The sequence below is a fragment of the Sphingobium sp. L-44 genome (assembly GCF_056859495.1).
The window spans coordinates 17,460-35,184 of record NZ_JBSXOQ010000088.1 but is presented as its reverse complement, the minus strand read 5'-3'; the positions used below and the strand labels follow the sequence as shown (position 1 = coordinate 35,184).

The 17,725-nt window shown below is 66.6% G+C and carries 18 protein-coding genes and 1 tRNA gene; 3 read left to right on the top strand and 16 right to left on the bottom strand.

Translation table 11 applies throughout. From position 1 onward, the window contains the following. Nucleotides 1–13: 13 nt before the first annotated feature. Nucleotides 14–1,177 (top strand): MFS transporter, encoded by a 1,164-nt coding sequence (locus tag AC13EK_RS11535; protein WP_069336469.1) that lies wholly within the window; start codon nt 14–16, stop codon nt 1,175–1,177. Between the two features lie 3 nt (nt 1,178–1,180). Here AC13EK_RS11535 and AC13EK_RS11530 read toward each other — a convergent pair whose 3' ends face one another. Then, a complete protein-coding gene (locus AC13EK_RS11530) occupies nt 1,181–4,099 on the bottom strand; it encodes a ligand-binding sensor domain-containing protein (protein WP_234792135.1) in 2,919 nt (972 codons plus the stop codon). A 156-nt stretch (nt 4,100–4,255) separates the two neighbouring features. Here AC13EK_RS11530 and AC13EK_RS11525 point away from each other — a divergent pair, with 156 nt between their 5' ends. After that, the gene (locus AC13EK_RS11525) at nt 4,256–4,837 is read left to right on the top strand and encodes a helix-turn-helix domain-containing protein (RefSeq protein WP_069336471.1); all 582 of its coding nucleotides are present in this window, start codon (nt 4,256–4,258) and stop codon (nt 4,835–4,837) included. Then, nucleotides 4,834–5,409, top strand: a complete 576-nt coding sequence (locus AC13EK_RS11520) for a TMEM175 family protein (RefSeq protein ID WP_069336472.1) — start codon at nt 4,834–4,836, stop codon at nt 5,407–5,409. The genes AC13EK_RS11525 and AC13EK_RS11520 overlap by 4 nt, the downstream gene beginning before the upstream one ends. 3 nt (nt 5,410–5,412) lie before the next feature. Here AC13EK_RS11520 and AC13EK_RS11515 read toward each other — a convergent pair whose 3' ends face one another. From AC13EK_RS11515 to AC13EK_RS11445, 15 genes are all read right to left on the bottom strand, one after another. Next, the gene (locus tag AC13EK_RS11515) at nt 5,413–6,114 is read right to left on the bottom strand and encodes a YoaK family protein (RefSeq protein ID WP_069336473.1); all 702 of its coding nucleotides are present in this window, start codon (nt 6,112–6,114) and stop codon (nt 5,413–5,415) included. Between the two features lie 20 nt (nt 6,115–6,134). Next, nucleotides 6,135–7,511 carry an alginate export family protein gene (locus AC13EK_RS11510; protein WP_069336474.1) on the bottom strand — a complete coding sequence of 459 codons (1,377 nt, stop codon included), beginning with the start codon at nt 7,509–7,511 and terminating at the stop codon, nt 6,135–6,137. Continuing rightward, on the bottom strand, nt 7,504–7,932 hold the full coding sequence (locus AC13EK_RS11505) for a DoxX family protein (RefSeq protein WP_004212559.1): 429 nt from the start codon (nt 7,930–7,932) through the stop codon (nt 7,504–7,506). The genes AC13EK_RS11510 and AC13EK_RS11505 overlap by 8 nt, the downstream gene beginning before the upstream one ends. 1 nt (nt 7,933) lies before the next feature. Beyond that, entirely contained in the window at nt 7,934–8,824 is an 891-nt protein-coding gene (locus AC13EK_RS11500) for a VOC family protein (RefSeq protein ID WP_069336475.1), read from the bottom strand. 135 nt (nt 8,825–8,959) lie between these two features. Then, nucleotides 8,960–10,804, bottom strand: coding sequence for an amidohydrolase (locus AC13EK_RS11495; protein ID WP_483022204.1), 1,845 nt, complete (start codon nt 10,802–10,804; stop codon nt 8,960–8,962). 80 nt (nt 10,805–10,884) lie between these two features. After that, entirely contained in the window at nt 10,885–11,145 is a 261-nt protein-coding gene (locus tag AC13EK_RS11490; RefSeq protein WP_069336477.1) for a XapX domain-containing protein, read from the bottom strand. A 22-nt stretch (nt 11,146–11,167) separates the two neighbouring features. After that, the gene (locus AC13EK_RS11485; protein ID WP_069336478.1) at nt 11,168–12,004 is read right to left on the bottom strand and encodes an alpha/beta fold hydrolase; all 837 of its coding nucleotides are present in this window, start codon (nt 12,002–12,004) and stop codon (nt 11,168–11,170) included. 94 nt (nt 12,005–12,098) lie between these two features. Then, nucleotides 12,099–12,758 carry a hydrolase gene (locus tag AC13EK_RS11480; protein ID WP_037512509.1) on the bottom strand — a complete coding sequence of 220 codons (660 nt, stop codon included), beginning with the start codon at nt 12,756–12,758 and terminating at the stop codon, nt 12,099–12,101. 230 nt (nt 12,759–12,988) lie between these two features. Continuing rightward, entirely contained in the window at nt 12,989–13,651 is a 663-nt protein-coding gene (locus tag AC13EK_RS11475; RefSeq protein WP_069338310.1) for a response regulator, read from the bottom strand. Nucleotides 13,652–13,701: 50 nt separating this feature from the next. Then, a complete protein-coding gene (locus AC13EK_RS11470) occupies nt 13,702–14,292 on the bottom strand; it encodes a M17 family peptidase N-terminal domain-containing protein (protein WP_069338305.1) in 591 nt (196 codons plus the stop codon). A gap of 191 nt (nt 14,293–14,483) precedes the next feature. Continuing rightward, the gene (gene rutA, locus AC13EK_RS11465; RefSeq protein WP_069338306.1) at nt 14,484–15,578 is read right to left on the bottom strand and encodes a pyrimidine utilization protein A; all 1,095 of its coding nucleotides are present in this window, start codon (nt 15,576–15,578) and stop codon (nt 14,484–14,486) included. A gap of 5 nt (nt 15,579–15,583) precedes the next feature. After that, complete coding sequence (rutD, locus tag AC13EK_RS11460; RefSeq protein ID WP_069338307.1) at nt 15,584–16,366, bottom strand: pyrimidine utilization protein D; 783 nt, start codon at nt 16,364–16,366, stop codon at nt 15,584–15,586. Then, complete coding sequence (gene rutC / locus AC13EK_RS11455; protein ID WP_069338308.1) at nt 16,359–16,742, bottom strand: pyrimidine utilization protein C; 384 nt, start codon at nt 16,740–16,742, stop codon at nt 16,359–16,361. The genes rutD and rutC overlap by 8 nt, the downstream gene beginning before the upstream one ends. Continuing rightward, nucleotides 16,742–17,524 carry a pyrimidine utilization protein B gene (gene rutB / locus AC13EK_RS11450; RefSeq protein ID WP_069338309.1) on the bottom strand — a complete coding sequence of 261 codons (783 nt, stop codon included), beginning with the start codon at nt 17,522–17,524 and terminating at the stop codon, nt 16,742–16,744. The genes rutC and rutB overlap by 1 nt, the downstream gene beginning before the upstream one ends. A 70-nt stretch (nt 17,525–17,594) precedes the next feature. Continuing rightward, nucleotides 17,595–17,668 (bottom strand) — tRNA-Gly (locus AC13EK_RS11445). Nucleotides 17,669–17,725 lie beyond the last annotated feature (57 nt).

Genomic DNA, 17,725 nt, shown 5'->3' with positions numbered 1-17,725 from the left:
CGGGAGGAGCATCATGAAGATCAATCCACCGCTGCTCGCGCTGGCGGCCGGTGCCTTCGGCATCGGCGTCACCGAATTTGCGCCGATGGGCCTGTTGCCCGTCATCGCCACCGATCTTGGCGTCTCCATCCCCGCCGCCGGCCTGCTTATCAGCGCCTATGCGATCGGCGTCATGCTGGGCGCGCCGCTGATGACGCTGACCACCGGCCGCTTGCCGCGCCGCACCCTGCTGATCGGCCTCGCCGCCATCTTCACCATCGGCAATCTGATCGCGGCGCTCTCCAGCAGCTATGCGATGCTGCTGTTCGCGCGCATCATCACCTCGCTCAACCATGGCGCCTTCTTCGGCGTCGGATCGATCGTCGCCGCCAGCCTGGTCCCGCCCCAGCGGCAGGCGGGCGCGGTCGCCGCCATGTTCATGGGGCTGACCATCGCCAATGTCGTCGGCGTGCCGCTGGCGACCTGGGCGGGTGAAGTCATGGGCTGGCGTGCGGCCTTCTGGGGCATCGCGGCGCTGGGCGTCCTCACCATCGCGGCATTGCGCCTGACCCTGCCCGACATGCCGGCCCCGACCGAGGGCGATGCACGGTCCGAACTGCGCGTGCTGATGCGCGGGCCGGTGCTGGCCGCGCTCGGCCTTACCGTGGTCGGCGCCAGCGCGATGTTCACCGTCTTCACCTATATCACGCCGATCCTGCGCGATCAGACCCATGGCTCGATCGGCTTCGTGACGGCGATGCTGGTCCTCTATGGCGTGGGCCTCACCATCGGCAACTGGCTGGGCGGGCGCTTTGCCGACCGGTCGGTGGACAGGACGCTGATCGTGACGCTCGCTGCGCTGACGGCGATCCTCATCGCCTTCGCCTTTGCCATGCCCTTTGCCGGGCCGACGGCGGTGCTGATCTTCCTGTGGGGCATTGCCAGCTTCGCGCTGGTGCCGCCGCTGCAGGTGCGGGTGATGAGCGCCGCGGCCGATGCGCCCAATCTGGCGTCCTCGATGAACATCGGCGCCTTCAACCTGGGCAATGCGATCGGCGCGGCGCTGGGGGGCGCGGTGATTGCCGCTGGGTTGAGCCTGCCGTTCGTCGCGATCGCCGGGGCCGCTGCGTCCAGCCTCGGGCTGATTGCGCTGCTGCTCAGCCGCCGCAGCGGCGCGCCGCGTGCCGCCACCGCCTGACGCTCACAGATAGGCGACACGGGCCGGCACGGTCACGCGGATGGTCGTGCCGGTCCTGGTGGTGGAGATGATCTCCACCGCGCCATCCATCCGTTGCGCCCGTTCGCGCATGCCGACCATGCCATAATGGCCTTCGCGCGATCCGGCCGCCAGCACCGCTGCGGACAGGCCGATGCCATCGTCGATGATCGCCAGCGACAGCCGGTCGGTGCCATGATGCAGCTCGACGATGATGGTCCGCGCCGCCGCATGGCGCAGGCTGTTGCTGATCGCCTCGCGCGCGATCCGCATCATCTCGTCGGCGACCGGGGCGCAGACCAGCCGCACGGTGCCAGCCTCCTCGACGCGCCAGTCCAGCCGGTCGCCGACCATCTCGTCCAACAGCGCGCGCAGACGGACCGCCATCGCCACCGGCTGCAATGCCTGTCGCAGCGAATGGACCCGCTCGCGACTGTCGACCAGCACATCCTCGGCCCGGTCGAGCGCACCTTCCAGCTCGGTGCGGGCGCTTTCGCCGCGCGGCAGCAACTCGACCACCGCCTGGAAGCGCAGCATCAGCCCCTGGAACCCCTGCAACAGCGTGTCGTGCAGTTCCCGTGCGATCCGTTCGCGCTCGGTCAACTGCGCCTCGACCCGGCTGCGTGCCCGTTCGGTCACGACGTGCAGGCGCCGGCGGTAGAGCAGCCAGCCGGCCAGCAGGATCAGGCTGACGCACAGGATGCGGAACCAGCGCGTCTGGTAGAAGGCAGGAGCGATCTCGAACGCGAGCGCCGCGCCCTGCCTGTTCCATACCCCGTCATTGTTGGCCGCTATCACATGGAAGCGATATTGGCCGGGCGCCAGATTGGTATAGAGCGCCTGCCGCTCCGTCCCGGCATCGAACCAGCCGGTGCCGCTGCCCTCCAGCCGATAGCGGAAACGGTTCTGCGCCGCATCGGTCAGGCTGAGGGCGCTATAGTCGATCTGCACCCGGCCGCTATGGGCGGGCAGGGCGATGTGGCCCGCGGCCAGCGGATAGGCCTTGCCATCGACCCGCAGCGACCGGATCGCCACGGGCGGCGGCACGCCATTGCGGGCCAGCCGGGCGGGATCGCTCCAGGCCAGGCCCTGGTCGGTGGCGAACCAGAGCTGGCCGTCGCGATCGAGGGCGATGTCGTTCGCCTCGAACAGGTTGGATCGCGCCCGATAATCGGCTTCCTGGCCGACCCGCTGATAGGGGATGGGGCGATCGGGCTGGGCAAGGCCCTTGTCCAGCGCATCGCTGCGCATCCGCACGATACCGGTTGCACCGTTGATCCAGGTCCAGCCATCGGCGGTGCGGGCGATGCCGGTAATCCCGGCCAGATAGGGATGGGTGCGTTCGCCCAATGACTGCAACCGGCCACCCTTCAGGCGCGCCAGCCCCTTCATCCCGCCGATTAGCCAGCTTTCGCCATCCGCGCGCAACGTCAGGATCGACCCGATCGGGCTGGTCCCGGCGGGCAGCAGCGCCGTCTCTTCGCCATCGCGAATGCGCAGCAGCCCGCGCCGGCTGCGCCCGGCGATCAGGCCGCCATGCCCATCGGCGCGCAACAGGGTGATGGTGCCGCCCGGCTGCCCCGCCGCGCCGCTCGCCGGCACCAGCCGCCCGCCGTCCAGCCGGTAGAGCCGGCCCATCCCGGTCCAGAACTGTCCGCGATCGTCGCGTGCGCAACTGACCGACAGCGGCCCTTCGACCGACGTCGTGCGGCGGACATCGCCGCGGTCGTCCAGGTCGAGCAAGAAGGCGCCTTCCAGGCTGATCGCCAGCAATTGCCGGTCGTCGCCGCACAGCACGCCAATGTCGGCCCGCGGGAAGATCAGCCGGGGCTGGCGCTGGCCCGGCCCGACGCGGTAGACGCCGCCGATACCGGCATAGAAGATATGGGCCGATCGCGCCGGCGCGACGAAGCCGGTCACCAGCGCCTCCTCGCCCGCGCCGATCAGGCTGGCGGCGGCATAGCGTTCCACCCCGGTCTCGGTGCCGACCCAGATATTGCCTTCCCGGTCCTCCAGCGCGGCGAGCGACAGCGGCATGTGTCCGGCCGCGATCTCGACCTTGTCGCCGCCCGCAGGAAGCCGCGCCAGGCCACCATTCTGGCCGGTGATCCAGGCTGTGCCCTGGCGATCGACATGGATATGGCGGGTGACATAGGGGGTGTTGACGGGATCGAGCCGGGCCGCGGCCTGCCCGCCGGAAATCGGCCGGATGCCGCTGTCGTCCGCCAGCCAGATCCGGCCCGCCCTGTCCTCGTCCAGCGCGGCGAAGGGGGCGACCTGCATCGCCAGCGGGGCGAAGCGGGCGGCACCGGGCGCCAGCCGCAGCAGGTGCGGCGGCAAGGCGAGGTAGAGGCTGCCGTCCGACGCGGCCAGCAACGGCCCCATCATGCCGTCGGTCACGCCTTGCTGCGCGCCATAGCGGCGCCAGCGGCCATTTTGGTAACGCGATAGCAGCATCTTGCCGCGCGCTTCGGCCGCGACCCAGATCGATCCGTCGCGCGCCTCCACGATGCCGGCGACGCCGCCCTGCGCCGGCCAGGGATTGGCATCGCGCAGATGGCCGTCGCGATAGCGGGCGATGCCGCCGAAATCATGGCCGACCCAGATGTCGCCATTGCGCGCCGCCAGCAGGGCGGTGACCTGCAAGGATCGGCGCGGGTCGTCGCGATCGGCCAAGATGCGCTCGAACCGGATGCCGTCAAAGCGGTAGAGGCCGGTCGAAGATCCCAGCCACAGATAGCCGTCCTTGCCCTGCACCAGCGCACGGACATTGCCCGGCGCCCCGTCCTTCAGCGTCCAGCGGCTGTGGCGCAACTGGCCGATCGACTGGCTCGGGTCCAGCGCCTGCCCCGGCTGGGCCATCAGCATGGCCGCGATCGCCGTGATGATCGCCCGGCGCTTCATGATCTTCTGCTCGGTCGCGACATGGGGGCCTTGGGGCGGGAGGAACCGACAGCCGTAGCGCCGCGGGCCGATGCGATACAAGCCCCCCGTTAGAGGGACGCTCGCCCCCTCCATCCGGGCTTTGGGAAATCGTGACGCCGCCGCATCATTCCCGCCATGCCGGATATCGCCAGTCTCAACACGCGCCCCAACCTGCCGCACCGGCTCGACGCCGCGCCGCTTCTGGACCTGCTGACGCGGGCGCAGATGCTGCTGCATCGCGACCCCAACCGGGCGGACCTGTGCCTCGATCAACTGCGCGACCTGCTGCGGCAGGGCACGGATGCGGACGAGGGCGTCGCTATGCTGGCCCGGCGTCCCGACAGCCATTGCCCACCGCCGACCGGCGGGCTGGCCGGCTGGCAATTGCGCAAGGTGACCGCCTATGTCGAGACGCGGCTGGGCCGCACGCTGGTGACGGAGGAACTGGCGCTGGTGGCGAGCCTGAGTCCCGGTCATTTCTGCCGCGCGTTCAAGGTCAGCATGGGCGAAACGCCGCATGCCTATGTCATCCGCCAGCGCATCCGCCGGGCACAGCGGCTGATGCTGGAAACCGGCCACAGCCTGTCGGACATCGCCAGCGCCTGCGGCCTGACCGACCAGGCGCACCTGACCCGGCTGTTCAAGCGGCTGGTCGGCACCACGCCGCTGTCCTGGCGCCGGACCTGGCAGGGATCGCCATTGGCGGCACAGGCATGAACAGCAAAAGGCTGGAGGCGTTCACCGACGGGGTGATCGCGATCATCATCACCATCATGGTGCTGGAACTGAAGGTGCCGAGCGGGGGATCGCTCGCCGATCTCGCGCAATGCCTGCCGCTGCTGATCGCCTATCTGCTCAGCTTCGTGAATGTCGGCCTCTACTGGAACAATCACCATCATCTGTTCCAGCTCAACCCGCGCATCGACGGGCGGGTGCTGTGGGCCAATCTCTTCCTGCTCTTCTGGCTCAGCCTGGTCCCCTTCGTCATCCGCTGGCTGGACGAGAGCGCCTGGTCGACCGGAGCGACGGCGGCCTATGGCATGGTGTTGGGCGCGGCGGCGATCGGCTATTTCCTGACCGAACGGGCGATCATCGCCTGCAATGGCGCAGGCTCCAGGCTCGCCCGCGCGCTCGGTATGGACTGGAAGGGCTGGGGAACGCTGGCCATTTATGGCGCGGCCATTCCCCTGAGCTTCGTCAGCCGCTGGCTGGCGGTCGCACTCTATGTGCTGGTCGTCGCGCTCTGGTTCGTGCCCGACCGGCGGTTCGCGCGGGTCGCGCTGCCCTGATCTTCAGCCCCCGTGGGGCAGGGCGGCCGCCGGGTGGCGGACGCAGAGCAGGGTGCCGACCAGCACGATCGCGCCCGATACCAGCAGCGGCAGCGCCAGCCCCATATGCACCACCATCAGCGCGCCGGCCGCCGCGCCCGCGAAGATGGCGACGATCGCCGCGATCCGCCGGCCAAGATTGGGATTGGCGCCGCCCGCCAGGCTGGAATCCGCCGCAATCCCGGTGACGGTCAGGGTCAGCACGGTGGTGGTAAGGTCGGGCACCTTCAACTGCCGGATGGTGGCGTTGCGAAAGCCCATCGCGATCGCGGTCAGGCTGATGATGGCGAACAGGCCGGCGGCGGGCTGGAGCGTGGGCATATGGAAGTTCAGCGCGACGATCGCCGCGATCCACAGCAATGCCGCTTCGATCAGCGCGGCGACCGTCAGCCAGTGGCGCAGCGGGCGTTTGCCCAAGCCCTGGCCGACCCGGCCGGCGATCAGCGCGCCGATGAAGAAGGTCAGCAGCGCGACCAGATAGGGCGCCACCCTGAAGCCCGGCGTCTGCGCCGCGGCGAAGCCCAGGAACACGACATTGCCGGTCATGTTGGCGGTGAACACCTTGCCCAGGCCCAGCACGCTGACCGCGTCGACCAGGCCGGTGGTTGCCGACAGCAGCAACAGCAGGCCGGGCAGGGGGGATGCGCTTTGGGACGCTGGCGGCATGATGATGCTCCTCACAGGATCTAGAAACGGAAATTGGCCTCAAGGCCGGTCATGGCGATGGTCTGGGCCGGGCCGGTCTCACGGATGAAGGCGCCCGGTGCGAAGAAGGACAGCGAAGTTGACAGTTCCAGCTCCGCCGTCGCCTGCCAGGCCAACGTCGCCTCCACCTCCTTGCCGATGAAGCGGGCGCGGCTGTCGCCGGGGCCACGGATCAGGTTGCCGGGAATGTCGTAGACGCCGTCATGGCGGGCGTATCGCCAATAGGCCATGCCGGCGACGCTGGCGGAAAAGCCGTCGCCCAGCGGCGCGCTGATCCGGGGATTGAGGCTGACGATGTTGGTCGGTCCGACGGGCGAGAGTTCGCCGAAATATTTGCCCTTGGGGAAGAGCGCGTTGAACGTGCCCAGCCTGTCATCTTCGCTGTCACGATCGCCGCTCACGATGTTGAAGCGCAAGGTGGCGTCGGGCGACAGCGGCAGGTGGGGCAGGGTGCGACCGACTTCGGTGCCGATCGTCCAGGCGGCAATGCGCTGCCGGTCATAATGGCCGAACTGATAGACGCCCTCGATATTCCAGTGCCAGTCGCCCCGCGCGCCATGCGAACGAAGGCCGAGACTGTGGCGCTCCTCCCGCCCGGTCAGCCCGCCGAAGCGTGCGGCGCGGTTGCGATAGCCCAGATAATAGAGGTCGAGATCCGGCAGCGTCGCATAGGCGCCCCACAGCCTGCGGGTGTCGGACGTGCGATCGTCGAAACTGGCGGGGCCGGGCTGGACCGGGTTGAGCAGGAACAGGTCGAGCGCGCGGCCTTCGCCCAGGGACAGGCTGCCGCGCACGCCGTCGAACGCCAGCGGGGTGTTGGGGCCATAGCGGGTGCCGACCAGCCTTTCGGTGCCGAGTGAAACCATCTGGCGCCCGGCGCGCAGGGTGACGGGGCCGGCACCGACTTCGGCAAAGCCCTGGAGCAGGTCGAGCCGGCTCTGGTCGATCGGGCTGGCCGAGGGCGCAACACCGACCGCATGGCTGATGATCGGCTGGACAAAGGCACGGGCATGGAGCCGATCCGGCGCGCCGACATGCAGGTCGGCATATGGCATGGCGCGCGCCCATAAATAGCTGTCGTCGGGCGCATCAGCCCCGCCCCAGAGATTGTCGGCATAATTTTCGTTGCGCAGCCGCAGCTCGACGCCGGTGGACAGCCAGACATCGGCGCCCAGCGGGATATATTTGAACTGCCCCGTCCAGTGATGGTTGCGCTTTTGAGCGTCCGCCAGATCCGACCAATCCTCGTCATAGCGGGTGATCGACAGGGTCGGCGCCTGCCAGGCCTCCCGCGTCTGCGCGGCCAGCGGCGGGCAAGCGCAGAGCGAGAGGGCAAGGCAGACTGATTTTTTACACACGGCGCTGCGCCTGTTCGGCGACCAGCGCCGCCAGGATGAAGCCGCCGATCAGACCCAGATGCTCGAAAAAAGCATTGGTGGCCATGAACCGCTCCTGCCCCATCGGCATCGTCCAGAAGGCGTTGGCGGTGAAGGCGGCCAGCAGGGTGAAGACGCCCAGCATCCCCGCGCCCAGCCAGGCCATGCGGCCGGTCAGGATCAGGATCGGCCCGATCAGTTCGATCGCGATGGTGAGCGCGGCCCAGAGCGCTGGCGGGTTCATGCCGAAATGCGCCTGCTCGGCAACCGCCGCCGGCCAGTCCGTCAGCTTGACGATGCCGCCCAGCAGATAGGCGCCGACCAGCAGCAGCCGGGCGATGAACCAGGTTGGCTTCCAATCGAGGATCGCGTCAACGAAGCGGGGATCGCGGTCGGCGCGCATCCTACTTGGCCTCGGGCGCATGAACTTCAGCGATATAGCCGCCGGGGAAGCGCAGGATCGCGCTCTGGCGACCGGCAACGCTCTGCGGCGCGACCAATGTTTCGACGCCGGCGGTCTTCGCTTTGGCCAGCGTGGCGTCCATGTCGGCGACCTCATAACCGGTCATGTCGCGGCCATAGGGCCAGGGGAGTTGGCCGTCCGAGACGAAGAGGGTCATCTTGCCATAGCCGCTCTCGATGGCGACGCGGCGGATGGTCTTGCCGGGCTGGCCGATTTCCTCGCCCTTGGCGGCGCGATCGTCGGAGACGATCCTGCCATGGGCAAAGCCGGTCCAGTCCCTGATGAACCGGTCAGCGACGTCGGCGGTCAGGTAGATGCGGTTTTCCGGCACGGTGGTCAGCGCGGGATAGCTGGGCTTGGCGGTGTGCCAGTAGAGCTGCATGTTCACGCCACCAGCCCATTGCACCACCACGTCGCGGCCGATCGGGTCGGGGAAGGTAGTGATGCGGCGCACCGCGCCATGCTTGAGCGCGGAGGTGACGGCACCGTCCATGTCGCTCACCAGATAGCCGGTGCGTTCATCGCCGAAGGGATAGGGGATCGGCGTCTTGAAGCCGAAGACCGAGACGGTGCCGGCCGGGGTCAGTGCCAGTTGCGACTTGGTCAGGCTGGGCGTCGGTGTCACCTGGAACTCGCCCTGTTTCGACGTCTTGCCGCCGAAGGTCGCGACGAAGCTGGTGACGAAGGCGTCGAACTGGCCTTCGGGCACATAGACATGGGTCGTGTCATATTGCGGGCCGACCGCATAATCGGCGCTGGCGGCGGGCTTTGCGATGGCGACCGGCATAGGCATCAGGATGGCGGCGGCGAATAGGAAGGCGAAGCGCTTCATGGACTATCTCCAGGCAGGAAGTCTTTCTCGTCATCCCCGCGAAGGCGGGGATCCATCTCCGGGCGTTGCGCCGTCGGGCTTGGTTGCGAGATGGATTCCCGCTTGCGCGGGAATGACAATGATTTGCGGTTATCGTCAGACGGCCCAGCAGCCACAGCCCAGCGATCCCCAGAAGGTCTGGACATCGGCGGCCGGCACATCTGCGCCCAGCGCCGCGGCATGGTCATGGCCATGGACGCCGCAGGCCGAATGGCAGCCACAGGCCGATGCCAGCTGCGCGCGCGCCTCACGGGTCTTGTGATAGCCGCCGAAGGTGGCGACCGGCGACCAGTCGGGCATGGGCTTTGGCAGGTCGGGCGCGAGCGGGGCATAATCGCCCTCGCCATGGACCACCTTGCCGCCGAGCAGGGTCAGGACCGATCGGATATGGACGATCTGATCCTCCGGCACCGCAAAATAGTCGGCCGACAGCAAGGCGAGGTCGGCAAGCTGCCCGGCTTTGATCTGCCCCTTCTTGCCGATCTCGTTGGAGAACCATGTATTCTCATGCGTCCACATCGCCAGCGCCTTTTCCCGGCTGACGCGATTGTCGCCGCGATAGAGGGCGAAGCCGCCGACGGTGCGGCCTGTCACCAGCCACGACAGAGACACCCACGGGTTATAGCTGGCGACGCGGGTGGCGTCGGTGCCGGCGCCGACCGGGATGCCCGCTGCGATCATGCGGGAAATGGGCGGAGTCCGCTCGGCGGCTTTCGCGCCATAGCGTTCGACGAAATATTCGCCCTGATAGGCCATCCGATGCTGCACGGCGATGCCGCCGCCCAGCGCCGCGATCCGGTCGATATTGCGGTCGCTGATGGTTTCGGCATGATCGAAGAACCAGTTGATGCCCTGCAAAGGGATATCCCGGTTCACCTTTTCATAGACGTCGAGCGCGCGGCCGATCGTCTCGTCATAGGTGGCGTGCAGGCGCCAGGGCCATTTATGCTCGGCCAGCAGGCGGATGACCGGCTCCAGATCGCCCTCCATGCTGGGCGCCATGTCCGGCCGGGGCTGGCGGAAATCCTCGAAGTCGGCGGCGGAATAGACCAGCATCTCGCCCGCGCCATTGTGGCGATAGCTGTCATCGCCCTGGCCCGGCGTCACCTGCTTCACCCAACCGGAGAAATCGGCCAGTTCTTCCTTGGGCTTCTGGGTGAAGAGATTATAGCTGATGCGGACGGTCAGTTGATCGTCCTGATGCAGCTTCTCGATGATCTCATAATCGTCGGGATAATTCTGGAAGCCGCCGCCCGCGTCGATCACGCCGGTGACGCCCAGCGCATTGACGTCGCGCATGAAGTGGCGGGTCGAATTGAGCTGATAGTCCTGCGGCAGCTTTGGCCCCTTGGCCAGGGTCGAATAGAGGATGGTCGCATTGGGCTGGGCCAGCAGCAGGCCGGTCGGGTTGCCGGCCGCGTCGCGGACGATCTCGCCGCCCGGCGGATTGGGCGTGTCCTTGGTATAGCCCACGACGCGCAGCGCGGCGGCGTTGAGCAGCGCGCGATCATAGAGGTGCAGGATGAAGACCGGCGTGTCGGGCGCGACGGCATTCAGTTCGGCGATGGTCGGCAGGCGCTTTTCCGCGAACTGATGTTCGGTGAAGCCGCCTACCACGCGCACCCATTGCGGAGTAGGGGTACGGGCGACCTGGCTTTTAAGCATATCCATCGCCTCGGCCAGCGTCGGCACGCCATCCCAGCGCAGTTCCATGTTGAAATTCAGGCCGCCGCGAATGATGTGCATATGGCTATCGATCAGGCCGGGGATCAGGCGATGGCCCTTGGCATCGATCACCGTTGCGTCCGGCGCGGCGGCGCGCACCTCCGCCTCGCTGCCAACGGCCAGGAACTTGCCGTCGCGGATCGCGACCGCCTGCGCCACTGGATTTTCGCGGTCCAGCGTCGTCACCTTGGCATTGACGATGATCGTGTCGGTCATGGGGCGGTCCTTGGCTTGAGCAGGAAAGGGAGCGAGAAGGGCGGAGGCGGCCACCCCGGCCATGGCGTCGCGGCGGGTAATCACGCGTCGCCCTTTTGATTGTCGGCCCGATTGTTCGGGAGCGTGCCCAGCACATGGTCGCGGCATTCGTTGCGCACGAAGCGGGTCAGTTCATGGGCATCAGCCCAGCGCCTGGCGAGCGGCACGATCTGTTCGCCGACCAATATGCCCAGCAGGCCGATCAGGGCCACCACCGGGGGCGCGGGCGAGCGCACCCCCAGCAGCGAATAGACGATGCCGACCAGGAGACCGGCGCCGAGGGAGAGAAGATAGACTTTCATCGCCGGTCTCCTGCGTCTGCGATCAGGCCTGGATGAAGGCGAGGATGTCGGCGTTCAGCACGTCGGCATTCACCGTCAGCATGCCGTGCGAATAGCCCTCGTAAATCTTGAGGGTCGCATTAGGCAGGATCTGCGCCTGCAGCACGCCGGCATTCTTGTAGGGCACGACCTGGTCGTCATCGCCATGCAGCACCAGGGTCGGCACGGTGATCGCGGTCAGATCGTCGGTCTGGTCGGTTTCGGAGAAGGCCTTGATGCCTTCATAATGGGCCTTGGCGCTGCCCATCATGCCCTGGCGCCACCAATTGTCGATGACGGCCGGCTTCACGTCCGCGCCGTCGCGGTTGAAGCCGTAGAAGGGGCCGGCGGCGACATCGTGGAAGAATTGCGCACGGTTGGCGGCGAGGCCGGCGCGCAGCCCGTCGAACACGTCCATGGGCAGGCCACCGGGATAACGGTCGGTCTTCAGCATGATCGGCGGCACCGAACTGACCAGCACGGCCTTGGCCACGCGGCCTTCGGGCAGGCCATGGCGGGCGACATAAGCGGCCACTTCGCCGCCGCCGGTCGAATGACCGATATGGATGGCGTTCCTGAGGTCGAGATGGCGGGCGACGCCGGCGGCGTCGGCGGCATAATGGGCCATGTCATGCCCTTCGCTCACCTGGGCCGAGCGGCCATGGCCGCGACGGTCATGGGCGACGACGCGATAGCCCTTCGACAGGAAGAACAGCATCTGCGCGTCCCAGTCGTCCGACGACAGCGGCCAGCCATGGTGGAACATGATGGGCTGGGCGTCCTTTGGACCCCAATCCTTGAAGAAGATGTCGACGCCGTCATCCGTGGTCACGAAGCTCATGGGGATTTCCTTTGCTCGGGTGGGGAAAGGGGAGAGGGGAAGGGGCCGGCGGTGCATGGGGAGAGGGGGAGGCACCGCCGGCCCCTGGCGCAGGTCAGTGGCCGCCTTCGGAGGCGCCGAACATGGCCTTCGCATATTTGATGCCCAGGCCGTATGCGCCGCCAAATTCCTTGGCGATGCCGGTGGTGGACTCATAGGTTTCGGTGCGCGCCCAGTCGCGCTGCAGTTCCAGCATATATTGGAGCGAGGTCATCGGCTTGGCGCCGAGCTGGATCATGCGCTGCACGGCGCGCTCATGCGCTTCCTCGCTGATGTCGCCACAGGCGTCGGCGATGAAATAGACGTCGAAGCCCTGGTCGATCGCGGAGGCGACCGGGCCGACGATGCAGACGCTGGTCCACAGGCCGGCGAAGATGATCCGCTCCTTGCCGATGCGGTTCACTTCCTCGATCACGGCGGCATCTTCCCAGGTGTTCATGCTGGTGCGGTCGAGCAGGGGCTGGCCAGGGAAGGCGTCGGTGATCTCGCTGAACATCGGCCCCGAAAAGCTTTTTTCGGCCACGGTGGTCAGGATGGTCGACACGCCGAACGACTTGGCGGCGCGGCTGATGAGGGCGGCATTGTTGCGCAGCAGTTCCGGCGCGATCGACTTGGTGGCGAAGGCCATTTGCGACTGGAAGTCGATCAGGACCAAAATATGGTCGGTCGGCGAGATGAGGGACTTGCCCGGCGTCGGCGTGGCGGTGATCGTCATGGGTCGGCTCCTTGGTTTCGAGCAGTCGTCGCTGCTGTGAAGATAGTGTTAGCCGGCGTTTCTGATCCGAATTATCCAGATAAAATGCACCGACTTGTTCTAAAAAATAGAAATGGTCAGTCACTGGCCTGACGCGCGCGATCATAGCTGTCCGTCGCCGCCCGATCTTGGATCAGGCTGACATGTTAGCGATCATTCCGATGCAAAGGGGGCGCTCGCGCGCCATGTCGTCAGAGGTCGATCAGTCCGCGCTTGATCGCCAGCGTCACCGCATGAGTGCGATCGGTCGCGTCGAGCTTCGAGAAGATCGACTTCATATGGCCCTTCACCGTCTCTTCGCTGATATCGAGTCGCGCCGCGACCTGCTTGTTGCTGTTGCCCCAGGCCGCCAGCGAAAGCACCGCGATCTCGCGTTCGGTCAGCGGGTCTTCCAGCACATGCAGGGCGATCGCGGTGGCGACGGTGGCGTCGAGATGCTTGCCGCCCAGATGCACGGACCGGATCGCGTCGAGCAGCTGCTTGCGCAGGCTGGCCTTGAGCAGATAGCCCATCGCCCCTGCGCGCAGCGCCTTGATCGCGCGGCCATCGCCCGAATAGGTGGTCAGCACGATGATCCTGGCGTCGGGATGGACGGCCCGGATCGCGGCGATCGCGTCGAGCCCCGGCATTTCCGCCATCTGCAGGTCCATCAGCACGATGTCGGGGCGCAACCGCGCATATTCCTCCACCGCGCGCCGGCCATTGTCCGCCTCGCCGACGATCCGCATGTCGGCCTGGGTCGCCAGCATCGCCCGCACGCCCTCACGCAGCAGCGCATGATCGTCCACCACCAGGATCGATATGGGGGTGATCGCAGGCTGCATGTCGTGGCTGTGGATCGGACCGGGCTGCATCGCGCCAGAGTGGCGTGTTCCGCTTCCCAAGTCCATGCGATAGTCGCGCCTCATCGCGGCGCGGCCGGCCATTGTGCGATGATCGTGCCCAGCACGTCGGCGGCGCTGTCGGGCTGGTCGAAGGTCCAGTTCAGGCCGGCGAAACGGCCGGGAGTGGGACCGGGAGAGAGATAGGCGTCCAGCGCCGTCAGCACGCCGGCCATCATCGCACGGGCGGCGGCGCGTTGCGCGACCTTCGTTGCCGCCGGATCGAGCAGCCGCAGCAGGCAGGCGATCGAACAGCTGTCGAGCCGGAGCGCCGCGCGCATCGCCACGGCGGCCAGCCGGCCCAGCCGTTCGGCATCCAGATCGTCGATTTCCCCCATGCCCACGATCATCAGCGACCGGCAGCGCACCGGCGGCGGCGGGCTGGACAGGATCATCGTCTCGCCGAACCTGCCGTCGAACAGGCCGCCCGCGCGCAGTTGCGACAAGGTGCCTGACAGGGCGGCGTCGAGCGCGCAGGCGCCAGGATCGATCCGGCTCGTGGCGGACAGGACCGGCATGCCGACGATCAGCAGATCGACATCGCTCGCGATCGCATCGACCGGCCCGGCGCGGAAGCGGACGGTGCGATATGTGCCGACGATCGGCGCATCCATGCTCGCCACCCTGTTGATCCTCCCGCCATGACGCAGCCATGCGGGTCGGCGTCTCCTTGGGCCAAGCTAGAGGGACATGGCGCCCGCGTCGTGGCCAGGGCGCGCGGGATTTGGACAATTATGCGGAATTGCCGTGGTGGGAAAGGGGGAGGCGTGCATCTCGGCGTCCCGGCTGCCAACGGCTTTGGTGGTTAACTTCTGTGGGAAGATCGGGAATGTCGGGCGCTTTCGGCGCGGCTCTTCATCAGCGGCTGGATGCGCGTGCCGAACGCTTCCACGCCTTCCAGGAAATCGTCGAAGGTCAGCAGCACGCCGCCGGTATTGGGCACCTGCGCCATTTCGTCCAGCATTCGTGCCACGCTGGCATAGCTGCCGACCAGCGTGCCCATATTGATGTTCACGGCCCCTTCGGGCGCGGCCAGCTGGCGCACATTGGTGTCGGTGTTGACGGTGTCCTTCGCGCCCTGATCGGCCAGCCAGGCGATCGCCTCGATATCGACTCCGTCATTATAGCTTTGCCATTTCGCCATGGCTTCCTCGTCGGTCTCGGCCGCGATCACCATGACCAGCACGAACACCGACACGGCGCGGCCGGTCTGCGCCGTGAATTTCGCAAGGCGGTCATTGTTGAAGGCGAAGGCGGTCGGCGTGTTGACGCCCTTGCCCAGGCAAAAGGCATAGTCCGCCCATTTGGCCGAGAAGGCCAGGCCCGCGTCGGATGATCCGGCACAGATGATCTTCATGTCGGCCTGCGGCTGGGGGCGGACCAGACAGTCGTCCATCTGATAATATTGCCCCTTGAAGTCCGATCGGCCGGTCTCCCACAATTCCCGCAGCACGCGGGCATATTCGTCGAGCACATCATAGCGGTTGCGGAAATGCTCGTCGCCCGGCCAAAGCCCCATCTGCGTATATTCGGGCGGCTGCCAGCCGGTGATGAGGTTGAGGCCGAAGCGGCCATGGCTGATGGAGTCGATGGTGTTGGCCATGCGCGCGGCGAAGGCGGGCGGGATGATCAGCGTGGGGCAGGTGGCGAAGATCTTGATCCTGTCCGTGACCGCCGCAAGGCCGGCCATCAGCGTGAAGCTTTCCAGCCCATATTCCCAGAATTGCGTCTTGCCGCCGAAACCGCGCAGCTTGATCATCGACAGCAGGAAATCGAGGCCATGTTTTTCGGCGCGCTGGGCGATTTCCTTGTTGAGGTCGAAGCTCGGCAGATATTGCGGGGCGTTCTCGCTGATCAGCCAGCCATTATTGTTGATGGGGATGAAAACGCCGACCTGCATGAATTTCAACTCCTGAGGAATTCGAGGACGAGGCGATGGAAAGCATCCGGGTCGGTCACGTTGCAGGCGTGGCCGCCCCAATCGAAGCTGGCGGTCCTGGCCCATGCGATCGGCGTCGCGACATCGAGGGCGCTGGCATGAGGGACGAGGAAATCGTCGCGGGTGGCGATAGCCAGCACCTTGGCCACCGCCGTCAGGTCGAGCAGGTGCGGGCTATAGGCCTGCACGGCGGCGATCCGCTTTTCCATCGTGGCCGCGCCGGGGAAGGTGGCGAGATGATGCGCCAGTTCAGCCTTCAGCGCGTCGTCATGGGCCGCGATCCAGTCCGGCGGGAACAGGAACAGCGGTTGCGCCCGCAGGAACGCCTCGACACCGGCATGGCGCAACAGGGCCAGCCGCGTTTCGAAGCAGCGGCGGGTATGGGGTGACAGCGTCCGCCAGCCGTTGATGACGATCAGGCTGTCGAGCCGTGTGTTGGCGATCGCCAGTTCCATGCCGATCGCGCCGCCCAGCGCATGGCCGATGAAATGCGCGCTGCCGATGCCCAGCGCATCCATCAGGGCGATGACGTCGCCCGCCATATCCTCGACCGAGGTGGTTTCCGGCAATGTCCGATCGCTGCGGCCGGTGCCGCGATGGTCATAGGCGATGACGTGGAAATGCTCGGCAAGCGCCGGGATGTTCGGCGCCCAATAGCTGGCCGATCCGCCGAGCCCGCTCGACAGGATCAGCGGCGGAGCGTCCGCCCGCCCGTGGATTTCATAATAGAGGCCGGCGGCCTCAGCCAAGATGCGCGACCGAGGCGATCTCGACCAGGCAATCGGGTTTCACCAGCTCGCACCTGATGCAGTAGCGCGCCGGCTTGTCGCCGGGAAAATACTCGGCATAGACGGCGTTGAAGGCCGCGTAATCGTCCAGATCCTTGAGGAAGATATGGTTCATGGCGATGTCCGCCATGGTGCCGCCGGCCGCCTCGACCGTGATCCTGATGACGTCCAGCACATGGCGGGTCTGCGCGGCGGCATCGCCGACATGCAGCACCGTGCCGCCTTCGCCCAGCGCCAGCACGCCCGAGACATAAACCGTATTCCCGGCCCTTGCGCCCGCCGAATAAGGGGCGATCGGGGTCGGGAACTGGGGCGGATTGATCGGTTCGAAAGGCATCAGATCTCCTTGGGCGGAAGCTGGCCGACGGCGGTGCGGAAATCGGCGACATTGCTCACCCAGCCGAAGAATTTTTCGACATTGTAGAGGCTTGCCTCGCGGATGAAGTCCGGCCCCAGATGATGCACCGCATCTTCCAGCAGCACGCCGAAATATTCGAGATGGAAACCGTCGCGCAGGGTCGATTCCACGCAGACATTGGTGGCGATGCCGGTAAAGACCAGGGTGCGGATGCCGCGCGCGCGCAGCACGCTATCCAGTTGCGAGTTGAAGAAGGCGGAATAGCGCGGCTTGTGGACGCGCAGGTCGCTCTCGTGCGGCGCCAGCGCCTCCACCAGTTCATAGTCCCATCCGCCGCGCGCCAGGAATTTGCCCGCCAGGTCCGGCCGCGCCCGCATGGTCTTGAGCGCATTGGACTTGTGCCAGTTGGGCGACAGCGGCGTGCCTGCCTCGGCATAGCCGCTGTCCCAGCCATTCCGCAGGAAGATCACCGGCATGCCCGCGGCCCGCGCCACCTCGACCACCTCCGCGATCCGGGGGATCACCCCCGCCGCCGGGCCGACGTCGAAGCCGGCCTCGTCGACATAGCCGCCCTTGCTGGCATAGGCATTCTGCATGTCGACGACGATCAGCGCCGTCGTCGCTGCATCGATCCGGATTGCTTCGGGGCGGGCCGGCAGCACCACGCAGGGACCGGAACGGGATGGGGCGGGATCGACGATGGCTTCGCTCACCGGCGCAGGATTGAGCAGATGCACCCAATGGTCAAGCGCGGCCGTCATGGCTAAGGCGCGAGCCGGATATATCTCAGCTCTCGCCCTTCAGCGGGCTTTTGAGATTTTCGGGAATATCTGGAGCGGGTGAGGGGAATCGAACCCCCGTCGTCAGCTTGGGAAGCTGCTGCTCTACCATTGAGCTACACCCGCGTCTGGAGTGGCCATGGCATGGCCATGGAGCGCGGTCAACGGGGCTTGATGGACGCG

Excerpts from the sequence above, each read along its gene's own strand:
- AC13EK_RS11535 (WP_069336469.1), top strand. The coding sequence starts at position 14 with ATGAAGATCAATCCACCGCTGCTCGCGCTGGCGGCCGGTGCCTTCGGC.
- AC13EK_RS11530 (WP_234792135.1), bottom strand. The coding sequence starts at position 4,099 with ATGAAGCGCCGGGCGATCATCACGGCGATCGCGGCCATGCTGATGGCC.
- AC13EK_RS11525 (WP_069336471.1), top strand. The coding sequence starts at position 4,256 with ATGCCGGATATCGCCAGTCTCAACACGCGCCCCAACCTGCCGCACCGG.
- AC13EK_RS11520 (WP_069336472.1), top strand. The coding sequence starts at position 4,834 with ATGAACAGCAAAAGGCTGGAGGCGTTCACCGACGGGGTGATCGCGATC.
- AC13EK_RS11515 (WP_069336473.1), bottom strand. The coding sequence starts at position 6,114 with ATGCCGCCAGCGTCCCAAAGCGCATCCCCCCTGCCCGGCCTGCTGTTG.
- AC13EK_RS11505 (WP_004212559.1), bottom strand. The coding sequence starts at position 7,932 with ATGCGCGCCGACCGCGATCCCCGCTTCGTTGACGCGATCCTCGATTGG.
- AC13EK_RS11500 (WP_069336475.1), bottom strand. The coding sequence starts at position 8,824 with ATGAAGCGCTTCGCCTTCCTATTCGCCGCCGCCATCCTGATGCCTATG.
- AC13EK_RS11495 (WP_483022204.1), bottom strand. The coding sequence starts at position 10,804 with ATGACCGACACGATCATCGTCAATGCCAAGGTGACGACGCTGGACCGC.
- AC13EK_RS11490 (WP_069336477.1), bottom strand. The coding sequence starts at position 11,145 with ATGAAAGTCTATCTTCTCTCCCTCGGCGCCGGTCTCCTGGTCGGCATC.
- AC13EK_RS11485 (WP_069336478.1), bottom strand. The coding sequence starts at position 12,004 with ATGAGCTTCGTGACCACGGATGACGGCGTCGACATCTTCTTCAAGGAT.
- AC13EK_RS11480 (WP_037512509.1), bottom strand. The coding sequence starts at position 12,758 with ATGACGATCACCGCCACGCCGACGCCGGGCAAGTCCCTCATCTCGCCG.
- AC13EK_RS11475 (WP_069338310.1), bottom strand. The coding sequence starts at position 13,651 with ATGCAGCCCGGTCCGATCCACAGCCACGACATGCAGCCTGCGATCACC.
- AC13EK_RS11470 (WP_069338305.1), bottom strand. The coding sequence starts at position 14,292 with ATGGATGCGCCGATCGTCGGCACATATCGCACCGTCCGCTTCCGCGCC.
- rutA (WP_069338306.1), bottom strand. The coding sequence starts at position 15,578 with ATGCAGGTCGGCGTTTTCATCCCCATCAACAATAATGGCTGGCTGATC.
- rutC (WP_069338308.1), bottom strand. The coding sequence starts at position 16,742 with ATGCCTTTCGAACCGATCAATCCGCCCCAGTTCCCGACCCCGATCGCC.
- rutB (WP_069338309.1), bottom strand. The coding sequence starts at position 17,524 with ATGACGGCCGCGCTTGACCATTGGGTGCATCTGCTCAATCCTGCGCCG.